Below are 13518 nucleotides of genomic sequence, written 5' to 3'. Positions count from 1 at the left end.
AATAGCACCGGTTGTTTTTTATGTCAATAAATGCTGCTTTCTCCATTCATTTTCTAATAAAATGCACAAAAATAAAGTTCTGTTATCGTGCATATAGCCAATTAACAGAACTTTATTTATTGTATCATCATTATTATATTTTTACGCATCCACCTCATCCAGCGGCATCTCACAGTTGAACACTTCGATATGATGTCTCACATTCTCATACGTTCCCTGTACCATAGCCAGATTCAGATCAAAATAATTATGTGCTCCTTCTGACTTCAGATACTCTTCCGCATGTTTTGTCAGACGATTAAAGCTTGCTGTCGCAATATTCACTTTCACAATTCCAAGCTCGATTGCTTTTCTAAAATCTGCATCCGTGATTCCACTTCCACCATGAAGAACCAACGGAATTCCTGTCTTATCATGGATCTGCTCCAGTACATCAAATGCAAGCTTCGGTGCTACCGGATAATTGCCGTGTGCATTTCCGATTGCAACTGCCAATGCATCGATTCCGGTGCGTTCAACAAATATCTTTGCATCATCCGGATTCGTACAGCGGATTCCATGATCTTCACTTCCGTCTTCGCTTCCACCTACCAGTCCCAGCTCAGCCTCTACGGTTGCCCCGTATTTCTTTGCCAGTTCTACTATCTTTACTGTACGCTCGATATTTTCTTCAAATGGATATGTAGAGCTGTCGAACATGACGGAGGTAAATCCAAGTTCCAGTGCTTTCTCTACTGTCTCCATGGTAAGTCCATGATCCAGATGCACTGCCACGTCTACTTTCGCCTCTTTTGCAGCCTGTACCATCATTGGTCCCATAAGTGCAAGCGGGGAGTGTTTCAATCTTACTTCTGCAATCTGCAAGATGATCGGAGTGTCCAGTTCTTCTGCTGCCTGGATTGCTCCTTTTACCATCTCCATATTTCCAACACTGAATGCGCCGATTCCTCTGTAATTACTCTTCGCACGCTCCAGTAATTCTTTCATCGTTACTAATGCCATTGTTCTTCTGCTCCTTTCCATGTTCTTCTTTTTTCAGGTTATGTCCCAATATTGTCAGACAGATCAGGGCGATCACTGCAAATACAATTCCCATCCCGAATACCACATGCATGCCATATCCTTTTCCGGTAATGAATCCTGATAATGCCGGTGCGCCACATGTTGCGATTACGATACCAAGCATTACGAATCCGTAATTTTCTCCGGTATGCTCAATTCCAAAGATGGAACTTGTAAAGGATGGGAAACTTCCCATGATTCCGCCATAGCATCCATACATCAGAATGATTGCTGCGGTTACGGTATAGGATCTGGTAAATGTAAGTATTGCCATTGCCACAACAGATACTGCCAGCACGCCCTTGATACATCCCACTCTTCCTACTTTATCGGAAAGTGTCGGAAGTACCAGCCGGGTTCCGGCATTCACAATGGAACCGATCATAACTGCACTGACCGCAATTGCCGACGGGATTCCAAGTTCAATCTGATATGTCTGTGATACCGGTGACACCAGGAAATAAGAAATCAGCCCAAACAGCATCGTCGCCAGAAGAAGATAGAAGTTCTTTGTCTTCATCATCTCTGCGGATGTGTACTGCTTTTGTTCTGTCTGTGCTTCTGCATTTCCATTTGCCACGTTTTGTTCTCTTAATGCCCGTTCGGCTTTTCTTCTCCACTCTTTATCCGGAGCGGTAAAGAAGATACCGCATAAGATCCAGGAGATTGTAATCGCTGCACCAATGATCAGGAATGTCTTTCCCGGTCCCTCTGCCTGCAGGATTCTTCTGCTGATTGGTGCCAGAAAGAATCCACACAGTCCGTTTGCCGTTACGACCACACCTGATGCGAATCCCGTTCTTCCCGGGAACCATTTCTGAACAGTCGAGATAATTACGGTATAAATGAGTCCCTGTCCGAATCCCTGCATCACACCATAGGTCACATACATAGGAAGCGACGAAGGTACGATCAGGAATGCGGATGCCAGAATTCCAATGGCGAAGATACCGCCTCCGATCCATACAACAATCTTCGGATTATATTTATCCTGTAATCTTCCACCGATTATATTTCCAAATACGAATGTACTCAGTGCCAGGTAAAAACACATAGACGCTGCTGTCTGGCTCCAGCCGGCCTGTTCCATCACGTATGGCTGATAGATCGACCATACGTGAGGATAGCCGGTAAAAAAGATAGCAATGGCACCAAATATCATCGTCAGTAATCTTTGTCTTTTCTGTGTAGTTGTTAACTCCATAATTTTTTCCTCTTAATTAATAAATAAGTCCGAACTTCTGCATCTCTCTTTTTAAGATTTCTGTATGCTCCGGCTCAAGCTCTGTCAGAGGTGCTCTTACGGTTCCTCCGCATAGGCCCATCAGTTCTACCGCTTTCTTTACCGGAATCGGGTTTACTTCTGAGAACAATGCATGAATTAATGGCAATGCCTTTAACTGCAGCTCCAGACTTTCTTTTACCTTTCCATCCAGATAAAGCTGACAGATATCATGGGCTGCCTGTGGGGCTACATTGGAAAGTACGGAAATCACTCCTTTTCCGCCCAGTGACATCAATGGTACGATCTGGTCATCATTTCCGGAATACAGATCTAATTTTCCATCTGTCAGATCCATCATCTTCACGATATTGGAGAAATCTCCACTTGCTTCCTTGATTGCCACGATGTTATCCACATGATTCACAAGATAAGCCACAGTCTCTGCTTCCATCTTACATCCGGTTCTTCCAGGTATGTTATAAAGGACAACCGGTATTTTCGCTGCATCTGCTACCTGAGTGAAGTGTGCGATCATACCTTTCTGGGTTGCCTTGTTATAGTATGGTGTCACGACAAGCACGCCGTCTGCGCCATATCCGGCGGCTTCTTTTGATAATTCCATTGCCGTCTTCGTACAGTTTGAGCCGGTTCCTGCGATAACCGGAATTCTTCCTTTTGTTCGTTCAACCGTAAATTTCACACATTCCATGTGTTCACGCTCTGTCATCGTTGCAGCTTCCCCGGAAGTTCCGCAGATTACGATGCTGTCGGTTCCGTTTTCACAGTGAAAATCGATCAATTCGTCCAATCTGTCATAATCGATAGATTCATCTTCTTTGAACGGAGTAACGATTGCTACTCCTGCACCTGTAAATATTGCCATATTGCTACCTCTCCTGATTTTTACAAATGCCACACGGAACCCGTATGGCATCTGTAATATCTTCTTACATTCTAACTTTTATACTTACCACAGATTTTTATACATCTGCTCTACATCAGCCTGTGTAATCGTACGCTGTGTATTCTGCGGACTTCCGCTGTCCATTGCATCATATGCCATTTTCTCGATCACTTCGAAAAATTTCTCTTTGTCAATTCCGAACTCAGCAAGTGTCGGTGTCTCTAATTCTTCTGTCAGCGCTACGACTGCATCCAGGAATTTCTCACTGGCTGCCTGATCCGAATCTTCCGGTGTTGCAACTCCGATAGCTCTTCCGAGATCTGCAAATCTGTCATAGGCTCCCTCTAATGCGAAGCTTAAGCACTCTTTCATCAACATTGCGTTAGAAAGTCCGTGTGCTACATGGAACAATGCTCCGATCGGACGGCTCATTCCGTGGATCAGTGTTACAGATGAGTTGTTGAATGCGATTCCTGCTTCCAGAGCTGCTACAGACATCTGTACTCTTGCTTCTTCATTCTTTCCATCATGGAATGCTACTGGGAGGAATTTGAAGATTCTCTTTACAGCTGACATTGCAAAAGTATCTGATAATGTCTGTGCTTTTCTGGATGTATAAGCTTCTACTGCATGGCACAATGCATCAAGCCCTGTTGCTGCCGTAATCTTCGGTGGTGCTGTCATAGTGAACTGGGGATCGATAATGGCTAATGAAGGAATCAGCACTTTACCTTTCAGCAGCATCTTAATGTCTTTTCTGGTATCTGTAATGATCGTGAACTGTGTAGCTTCAGATCCGGTTCCTGCTGTTGTCGGGATAGCTACCATCGGAGGCATCTCTACATCGATCACTTTTCCCATGTAATCAGAAATGCTTCCGCCATTTTTCACGAGGGATCCGATTGCTTTCATCGAATCAATCGGGCTTCCTCCACCAAGTGCTACGAGGAAATCACATCTTTCTGCTTTGTACTGAGCCAGACCTTTTTCGATCATTACGTCTGTTGGTTCTCCTGCGATTTCAGAGTAAATAGTATATTCTACACCCTGGCTTTTTAATGCATTCTCTACTTTTGCACAGTTTCCAAGATCGATCATCACTTTATCTGTAACAATCATTGCTTTCTTTCCAAGTGTTCCAAGTGTATCCTGTGCCATATCAAGTGCTCCTGATCCTGAAATCATCTGTCCAGGTACGATAAATTCTCTTGCCATAATAATTATCTCCTTTTCTCTCTAAATAAGCGTTTTGCTATCTTCTTAATTAAAACTGTGCATCATGCATCCACACATATCTCTCGTCTTCACATCTGTCCGTCTGAAGCCATGGATTGCCATCAATGTGACGGATCATCCAGCATGTGTACATCTGGAATCCAGGTGCCACTGCCTGTGGATGAAGCTCTCCACCAGGAATTGCGGAAAAACTGTTGTCTACACTTTTGAATACCTGATCTCCGACAAAGCTTGCTCCGAATCCTTCCGGTCTGTCGAACTTGAACAGGTAAGTCTCCGGCTGTGGATGTCTGTGTGGCAGGTATCCTGACCAGTTTCCTCTGTCATTCAATACTTCTCCAAGTACCATATTCGACTCCGGACAGATATCGTGATCAAAGATTGTATTTACACGGCGCTTTGCCACATTTCCGAACTTTCCGACACTTGAATAGCCCCAAGGTGCATCGTCCGGTGAATACAATTTGCTTGCAAATGTTTTGTCATTGTGCGTGCACTGTACCAGAATTTCAGTATCTTCTTCTGCTGTTACAGTAATCTCTTTACTTCCGCTTACGTGCAGTGCCCATGGACCTTCGGTAAATACATCTTTTCTGCTGACCGTTGCTTTCTCATCTTCCCATGTATAGGTTACTTTTCCGGAGAGAAGGAGAACCGCCGTCTCCTCTTTGTCTCTCTTAAATGTTCTTATCTGTCCGGCCTTCATGCTGTACACACGGATGTCCATCATCATTGCCTTATATTCATTGTCATAAGTGGTAAGAATCATCTCGCCATTTTCATCGAATTTTGGATAACCAAATACCTTACTCACTGTCTTTCGCCTCCTGAATCTATCTTTATAAATCTTAATAATCTCTTGCTTCTCTTCTTCCTTCCAGAACACCAACGCATGCCTTTCTTACAGACTCCTTAGAAGAAGTAGTTGCAATTCCTACATTCCACCATGATTCATATCCGTCTGTCATGGTCTTTGGAATAACCTTTAAGTCGAATAAGCAAGCAATTTCCTGCTTCTTCGCATCTTCCAGTGCTGCCTCTAATTCTGCGATCGTCTTACATGTGTATGTCTTAAGCCCGTATCCTTCACCGATCTTCGCATAGTCAACCGGGATCAGATCCCCACAAGGCTTCTTGCCGTCTGTGTAACGGAACTCTGTTGCGATACTTCCGATACCATGATTCATTTCCAGATTGTTGATACATCCGAATCCACAGTTATCGAATACCAGAATATTGACTTTCTTTCTCTCCTGCATGATCGTCATAATCTCGCTGTGTAACATCTGGAAGCTGGAATCCCCAACTACGCAGTATACTTCATTATCCGGTTCTGCGAATTTCACACCAAGTGTTGCTGCTACTTCATATCCCATGCAGGAATATCCGTATTCTGCATGATAGCCGCCGCGCTTGTCTGTTGTCCACATTCTCTGCATGCAGCTTGGAAGGGAACCGCCTGCTGTAATAATAGTCGCATCTTCATCGATCACTCTGCGGATTGCTGCAAGTGCTGCTGTCTGTGTGATCTTTCCGTTTGTCATCTTTACGAATTCCGGAATCGTTCTTGGATCTCTTGCCTTGATGATCGGCTCGAAATCATCTCCTGTATATTCAATGCCTGCCAGGCGGACCATTTCTTTGTCCCATACCTTCTTGGCTTCTTCGATTTCTCCGTTGTATGCAGATACATAACCGCGTGCACGAAGTTTTTTGGTAAGTGCTTCTACTGTAACCTTTGCATCTCCGACTGCTTTTGCTGCATCCATCTTGTATGCGTGGAATCTGCAGTTGTTAATCGTCACGAATTTTACATCCGGATTCTTGAACAGTCTCTTGGAGCTTGTTGTAAAGTCTGACATTCTCGATCCGATTGCGATCACTACGTCTGCATCTTCAGCGATAATATTGGAAGCATAAGTTCCCGTTACTCCGATACCTCCTAAGCAGTACGGATGACTAGACTTGCAGGCACTCTTTCCTGCCTGGCTTTCGCCAAATGGAATCTTGAATTCTTCGCAGAACTTTTCAACCGTCTCACCGGCTTCTGAGTAACGGACACCGCCGCCTACGATCACGAGTGGTTTCTTAGCTTCTGCAATGATCTCTGCAAGATCTTCCAGTTCTTCTTCTACCGCTACAGGTCTTGTGATTCTATGTACACGTTTCTGGAAGAAATATTCCGGATAATCATAGGACTCACCTTCTACATCTTGGCAAAGAGCGATGCAGCATGCGCCTGTCTCGGCAGGATCTGTCAGAACTCTCATTGCATTAATGAGTGCTGTCATGATCATCTCTGGTCTTGTGATGCGGTCCCAGTACTTACACACCGGCTTGAATGCATCATTGGTTGTTGTTGCCAGGCTGTTGCTCTGCTCTAACTGCTGCAATACCGGATCCGGCTGTCTGGAAGCAAATGTATCTGCCGGGAACACCAGAAGTGGAATGTTATTAACCGTTGCTGTTGCGCATGCTGTCACCATATTTGCTGCTCCAGGTCCTACGGATGAAGCACATGGAATGATTTTCTTACGATTGCTCTGCTTTGCAAATGCGGTTGCTACATGACACATTCCCTGTTCGTTTCTTCCCTGAAGGACTCTTAACTGTCCAGGATCTGTATCCAGCGCTTCTCCAAGTCCTACTGCAATTCCGTGTCCGAAGATGGTGAAGAATCCTTCTACGAATTTTGTCTCTTCCCCGTCCATGGAAACGTACTGATTATCAAGAAATTTCACAATTGCCTGTGCAACTGTCATACGGATTGTCTTTGTCATTGTTCTCTTCCTCCTGCTGCTTTTTTATACTCTTGCGATCATTTCGCCAAATTTTTCTTTTTCTTCTTTAATAAATGCATGTACTGCGTCCGGTCCCGGAAGGGAATCTGAACAGTTGTTGCTTCTTACCATCATGGATGCTTCTGCGGAACCAAATTCCAGACAGTCGATCACTTCCCAGCCCTGATATAATCCATATAAGAATCCGGAGCCATATCCGTCTCCTCCGCCGAATCCCTTTCTTGCTTCTACCGGGAATGGCTTGATACTGAACTTCTGTCCGTCACAGGTATATGCGGTAGACCCTTTCATTCCGTGCTTGATCACTACGATCTTAGCGTTGTATCCCTGCCATAAGCTTGCGCTTTCTTCATCTGTCATGCCTTCTTTGATCAGCTTCTCTGTCAGGTCGAATTCTTCTCTGGATCCCATGATGATATCTGCTTCTTTTGCTACAATAGAGTAGTAAATGGAAATCTCATCACTGTTCTTCCAGTTATATTCTCTGTAGTCAACATCGAAGATAACTTTTGTATCATTCTTCTTTGCCAGCATCACTGCTTTGATCGCAGCTTCTCTCGAAGGACTTTCTGCAAGTGCTGTTCCAGAGATCAGGATTGCTTTGGACTGTCTGATGTATTCTTCATCAATGTCATCTACATGTAACTGAAGGTCTGCGATGCAGTTTCTGTACATCAGGATATGGCTTTCTTTTTCTGAGAGCATCTCGGTAAATGTAAGTCCGAGCTTCTCGCCGTTTGTACATCTTGTGATGTGTGATGTGTCAATTCCCTGTTTGTCAAAATATTCTGTTACATAATCACCGAACTGATCATCGGATACTTTTCCGAGGAATCCTGCTTTTAATCCGTGTCTTGTAACACCTACTGCAATGTTCGCCGGAGATCCGCCGACGAATTTTTCAAATGTGTGTACATCCTTTAATGGTTTGAACTCTTCTTTTACCTGATCGTTGTAAGCTGGGTTGAAGTCGATTGCGACTCTTCCGAGAAGTATCAGGTCCATTGGTCTTGTCTGGTCAAATTCTACATATTTCATATCTTGCATCCTCCTGCTTTTTCCTTTTTTGCTTTTGCGTGCTTTATTGTTTTATTTGTGTGCTTTTTTGCGTGTTTCATTTGTTGACTGTATATTAGCACACGCGTTTTGAATGTGCAATAGGATTTTGAATTATTTTTTATTTCCCGCATTTTCCACAATTTATGGCGTGTGTTATTGTTGTTTTTGCACAATCACGGTTTGTATTGCACGCATTTTAGCACGCAGTGACATGGGAACGTGGGGGCCATGGGGACGTGAAAAATGGCTTTTTTAGTGTCCCCGATGGCTTTTACAGGATACTCTGACGGCTTCTCTTGCATGCTTTTGCAACAAAAAAAGCCTTGCCGTCTCCCCCCTACAAAACAGCAAAGCTTTTTCTTACTCTATCTCTTTCTTCTCCTGCAATACATTTTCTCCCACATATGTATTACATCTTTTTTTCTCAGTCACTGCCTGATACAGCCAGTTTCCTCCATATTCACAGGCAAATCCTGAAAATGCCCCGATCACCAGCGATACCACTAGCACACTCCAGTTTCCATCCGCTGCGAATGTCGTAAAACATCCCATGAATGTTCCCGGACAGAAGTCAAACCACTCGTATTTTGCAATGATGCACATCACGAATGTAATGATCCCGCACCAGATTCCAAGATTCCCGAATAACGGATTGATCTTACTAAGTGTGATGATCGTCATTCCACATAGGACGCCTGTCAGATTCGTAATCATGGTCTTTTTCACCCCGCTCATGCCATGTTTTCCACAGGCAAAGTAGGTGGTGCATCCTGCAAAGCCGGCCCAGCCGATCAGTCCGGCAATTCCTGCAAGATAAGACCAGATACCACAGAGGACTGCTGTTACAATGCTTAATGCACACAAAGAACTCATATCTTAGTATCCTGCACCGTTATCTGTATTTTTCATGATCTTTACCAGACGGCTTGTTCCAAGTCTGTCTGCTCCGAGGCTCATGAATTCTTTTGCGTCGTCGAATGAGCTGATTCCGCCTGCAGCTTTTACCTTCACACCTTCTCCGACATGATCATGCATCAGTTTTACATCTTCAAATGTTGCTCCGGCTGTAGAAAATCCTGTAGATGTCTTGATAAATTCTGCTCCGGCTTTTGTTACGATTTCACACATCTTGATCTTCTCTTCTTCTGTCAGAAGGCAAGTCTCGATGATGACTTTTAAGATCTTTCCATCGCATGCTTCGTGGATCTGACGGATCTCTTCTTCTACTTCATCGTATCTTCCGTCTTTTAAGAATCCGATGTTGATTACCATGTCGATCTCAGATGCTCCGTTAGCGATCGCATCTTTTGTCTCGAATACTTTTGTTGCTGTTGTGCTGTATCCGTTCGGGAAGCCGATAACTGTACAGATTGGAAGTTTTCCCTCTACGTATTCTACTGCCTGTTTTACGTATGCAGCCGGGATACATGCAGAAGCTGTTTCGTATTTGATTCCGTCATCAAGAATTGTCTTGATGTCTTCCCATGTAGCTGTCTGTGTTAATAATGTGTGGTCAACAATTTTTAAAACTTCACTTGTATTCATAATCTCTTGCCTTTCTTTTTTCATTCATTGTGATAGGTTTACTAATTTTCAGTTTGTCTGATTCAGTTCTTTTAGTTCAGCTTGTCCAGGATCGAATGTCCGATCGTTCCTTCCGGCATCTTAACACCGAAGTTGTCTGCGATTGTTGCTCCGATAATGGCAAATGTGTCTGCTTCCTCAAGTTCTCCTGCTTCTTTCATAGACGGAGAATACGCAAGGAACGGCACCTTTTCTCTTGTGTGGTCGGTTCCGGTATGTGTCGGATCATTTCCATGATCAGCGGTGATGATCAGAAGATCGTCTTCCTTCAGTTCGCCTAATAATTCACCGAGTTTGACATCAAATTTTTCAAGTTCCTGTGCATATCCTTTGACGTCTCTTCTGTGTCCCCACAGTGCATCGAAATCTACCAGGTTGACAAAGCAGAATCCTTCGAAATCTCTCTTTGCGATTTCGATTGTCTGCTCCATTCCGTGTACGGAACTCTTGGATTTATTTGACTCTGTGATTCCTTCTCCGTCAAAGATATCGAAGATCTTACCAACGGAAATGACATCCAGACCTGCATCTTTCAATGCATTCAACGCAGTTCTTCCATATGGCTTTAATGCGTAGTCATGACGGTTACTGGTACGTTTGAACTCGCCTTTTTTCTTGCCGACGTATGGTCTTGCAATGACACGTCCGACTTTCCACTCATCTTTCATCGTAATCTCACGGGCGATCTCACAGCAACGGTACAATTCATCCAGGCCAAATGTCTCTTCATTTCCGCAGATCTGAAGAACAGAATCCGCAGATGTGTAGACGATCATATGACCGGTTGCAATCTCTTCTTCTGCCAGTTCCTCCAGGATCTCTGTTCCGCTGGCGCTCTTATTACCGATGATCGTACGTCCGGTTCTCTTTGACAGTTCATCGATCAGTTCTTTGGGGAATCCTGTCTCTGTAAATGTCTTGAACGGAGTTGTGATGTGAAGTCCCATCATCTCCCAGTGTCCGGTCATGGTGTCTTTTCCGTTGCTTGCTTCTCTTAATTTCCCATAATAAGCCAACGGTTTTTCTACAGGTGCAATACCTGCAAGATCTTTTAAGTTCGCAATTCCAAGTTTCTGCAGATTCGGAATTTTAAACGCTTCTACATTTGCCGCAATATGTCCCAGGGTATCTGTCCCCGCATCACCATAAGAAGAGGCGTCCGGCATCTCTCCGGCGCCGAGTGAATCTATGACTACGGTAAATATTCTTTTATATTTCTTTTCGTTCATATTATACACCTTCTTAATTCTCATATGTCAAATATCTGGAACAGTAATGTATTTGCATTCCTGTTCCAGAATTCTCTATCTGCTTTCATTATATATTTTCAATTATACTTAATATCAACCTTAACATTAATCTTATAATTGATCTTATATTAGAACAGTGTGATCAGTCCTACGATCATCGCACTTAAGATACTTACGAATACACCACCGAGCATTGCTCTGAATACCAGTCTTGAAAGTGTACTCTTCTTTTCCGGGCAGAGTACAGCAATACCGGATACACAGATACCAAGGCTTGAAAGATTCGCAAATCCGCAAAGGGAAATGGAGCATACGATTCCTGTTCTGTAATCTAAGGATGATAAGATTTTTCCCAGATCCTGGAATGCAACGAACTCATTTACGATCAGTTTGTTTCCAAGGAATGCACCTTCCATCAGTACCTGATTGGTATCAAGTCCCATCAGGAAACCAAACGGTGCGAATACATAAGAGAAAATCTGCTCCAGGCTGATTCCTGCAAATCCAAGAATCATATTAATTACTGCAACGATACCGATGATACCAACCAGAGATGCAGCGATAGCAATTACCATCTGCATACCTGTTCCGGCACCTTCTGCGATGGCGTCAATCACGTTGGCGTTATTGCCCTTGTTGTCCATCTTTACGTCTGTGATAGACTGTACAGGCTCTGTCTGCGGCAGTAACATTTTTGCAACGAGGATACTTCCAACCGGTACCAGTGCGCTGGCGATCAGAAGATATTCCATCGGGATACCAAGTGCATGATATCCTCCGAGGATGGATACTGACATACTTCCCATACCGGATACCAGAATAACTAATATCTCACTGTCTGTCAGGTTTCCGATATATTTACTGACCAGAATCGGGCTGTCCGTCTGACCTAAGAACATGTTGGCAACTGCAACGAAGCTTTCTACTTCTGTCGTCCCCATCAGTTTTCCAACTGCTTTACCGATCCATTTTACTACGAATCCAAGCACTCCAAGGTAATAAAGCAAGCTTACCAGTGCAGATACGAAGATAATGTTACCAAGTGTCTGTACGATAAAGATACTTCCTGTCGGAGCACTGCTGTCTGCAAGGCTTCCGAATACAAATGACAGACCATTCTGTCCGCAGTTGATAACTGCTGTTACACCGTCCGATATGGCAGACACAACCATCTTGCCAACCGGGACTTTTACAAGTAAGATCGCAATGACAAACTGTGCAATGATTGCTTTTCCTACTGCTTTCCAGCGGATATTCTTACGATCCCAGGAAATCAGAAAGATCAGTCCGATTACAACCACAATCCCCAATAAATTTAAAAAGACTTTCATCTCGTTCCTCCGTTCTGATCTTATTTCTCGCGGTCTGCTTTGATCAGTTTTCTGATTGCTTCTACAGCAACTGTGATAGCTGCTTCTGTATCATGTACGATTGGATTTTCCATTCCAAGTGCATTTCTTTCCTGATTTCCTACTACAAGGAAGTTAGATCCGCAACGTACTCTTAAATGGCTTGCAGCGATGAAAAGTGCTGCTGACTCCATCTCAGAAGCTTTGCATCCCATACGTTTCCATGCTTCCCATTTATTAAGCAGTTCATAGCTTACCGGCATTCTCTCCGGCTCATGCTGTCCGTAGAATGCATCTTTACACTGTACCACACCTGCATGGTATGTATGTCCAAGTTCTTTTGCTGCTGCAACCAGTGCATTTGTTACATCAAGGTCTGCAACTGCCGGATACTCGATCGGTGCATACTCTCTACTTGTTCCTTCCATACGGATTGCTCCTGTTGCAACTACGATATCTCCACCTTTGACATCCAGTTCAATTCCTCCGCATGTTCCGACACGGATAAATGTATCTGCTCCGCAAAGTGTCAGTTCTTCCAGTGCGATAGATGCTGACGGTCCGCCGATACCTGTTGATGTTACACTTACTTTTTCTCCATCTAAGTAACCTGTGTAAGTGATGTACTCTCTGCTGTCTGCAATCAGTTTTGCATCGTCAAAATGTTTTGCGATCTTTGCACATCTCTTTGGATCACCAGGCATGATAACGTAACGTCCAACATCTCCCGGTCTGATCTGTAAATGATACTGTAATCCTTCTTCTCCTGAATAATTCTGCATGATATTCATCCTCCTGAAAATAAAATGTTAAATATTGTTTTATACATGTCTACTACTTGTCTCGCTGTTGTCTATTCTATATCTATACTTGTATATTTGCAACACGCAATATTTTACAAATATCCTTGTCTGTTTTTGTGCATCTTTTACAATGTCTGGTTGTGTAAATTAGACAAGTCGGAAATAACATTGACTTTTGCCATATTTGCTTTTATTATTTTAACAGGGTTTGAATCGGATTATACATGCTCATAATATATAAATAG

At 43.5% G+C, this 13518-nt stretch carries 12 protein-coding genes; all 12 read right to left on the bottom strand.

The window, feature by feature from the left end:
• Positions 1 to 141: 141 nt before the first annotated feature.
• Positions 142 to 1002: a class II fructose-bisphosphate aldolase gene (locus NCY30_RS09730; protein ID WP_044920403.1), complete on the bottom strand. Its 861-nt coding sequence runs from the start codon at positions 1000 to 1002 to the stop codon at positions 142 to 144.
• Positions 956 to 2266 carry an MFS transporter gene (locus NCY30_RS09725; RefSeq protein ID WP_006428490.1) on the bottom strand — a complete coding sequence of 437 codons (1311 nt, stop codon included), beginning with the start codon at positions 2264 to 2266 and terminating at the stop codon, positions 956 to 958. The genes NCY30_RS09730 and NCY30_RS09725 overlap by 47 nt, the downstream gene beginning before the upstream one ends.
• Positions 2267 to 2282: 16 nt before the next feature.
• Positions 2283 to 3170 (bottom strand): 4-hydroxy-tetrahydrodipicolinate synthase, encoded by an 888-nt coding sequence (gene dapA, locus NCY30_RS09720; protein ID WP_044920401.1) that lies wholly within the window; start codon positions 3168 to 3170, stop codon positions 2283 to 2285.
• A gap of 84 nt (positions 3171 to 3254) precedes the next feature.
• Entirely contained in the window at positions 3255 to 4406 is a 1152-nt protein-coding gene (locus NCY30_RS09715) for an iron-containing alcohol dehydrogenase (RefSeq protein WP_006428488.1), read from the bottom strand.
• 49 nt (positions 4407 to 4455) lie between these two features.
• On the bottom strand, positions 4456 to 5241 hold the full coding sequence (locus NCY30_RS09710; RefSeq protein WP_044920398.1) for a 5-deoxy-glucuronate isomerase: 786 nt from the start codon (positions 5239 to 5241) through the stop codon (positions 4456 to 4458).
• 34 nt (positions 5242 to 5275) lie between these two features.
• Positions 5276 to 7207: a 3D-(3,5/4)-trihydroxycyclohexane-1,2-dione acylhydrolase (decyclizing) gene (gene iolD, locus NCY30_RS09705; protein ID WP_006428486.1), complete on the bottom strand. Its 1932-nt coding sequence runs from the start codon at positions 7205 to 7207 to the stop codon at positions 5276 to 5278.
• 24 nt (positions 7208 to 7231) lie between these two features.
• On the bottom strand, positions 7232 to 8266 hold the full coding sequence (gene iolC, locus NCY30_RS09700; protein WP_044920396.1) for a 5-dehydro-2-deoxygluconokinase: 1035 nt from the start codon (positions 8264 to 8266) through the stop codon (positions 7232 to 7234).
• Positions 8267 to 8647: 381 nt separating this feature from the next.
• On the bottom strand, positions 8648 to 9160 hold the full coding sequence (locus NCY30_RS09695; RefSeq protein WP_006428483.1) for a DUF1097 domain-containing protein: 513 nt from the start codon (positions 9158 to 9160) through the stop codon (positions 8648 to 8650).
• Between the two features lie 3 nt (positions 9161 to 9163).
• Complete coding sequence (gene deoC / locus NCY30_RS09690; protein ID WP_022415954.1) at positions 9164 to 9832, bottom strand: deoxyribose-phosphate aldolase; 669 nt, start codon at positions 9830 to 9832, stop codon at positions 9164 to 9166.
• A gap of 71 nt (positions 9833 to 9903) precedes the next feature.
• Positions 9904 to 11100 (bottom strand): phosphopentomutase, encoded by a 1197-nt coding sequence (locus NCY30_RS09685; RefSeq protein WP_055303072.1) that lies wholly within the window; start codon positions 11098 to 11100, stop codon positions 9904 to 9906.
• 149 nt (positions 11101 to 11249) lie between these two features.
• Positions 11250 to 12452: a NupC/NupG family nucleoside CNT transporter gene (locus NCY30_RS09680; RefSeq protein ID WP_055193361.1), complete on the bottom strand. Its 1203-nt coding sequence runs from the start codon at positions 12450 to 12452 to the stop codon at positions 11250 to 11252.
• Positions 12453 to 12472: 20 nt separating this feature from the next.
• Positions 12473 to 13252, bottom strand: a complete 780-nt coding sequence (gene udp, locus NCY30_RS09675; protein ID WP_055193363.1) for a uridine phosphorylase — start codon at positions 13250 to 13252, stop codon at positions 12473 to 12475.
• Positions 13253 to 13518: the final 266 nt, after the last annotated feature.

The organism is Dorea sp. MB18-49, assembly GCF_023669465.1.
In the GTDB taxonomy this organism is placed as follows: Bacteria; Bacillota; Clostridia; order Lachnospirales; family Lachnospiraceae; genus Dorea_A; species Dorea_A longicatena.
The sequence above is the reverse complement of the archived record's forward strand: the minus strand, read 5'-3'. Positions and strand labels throughout refer to the sequence as shown.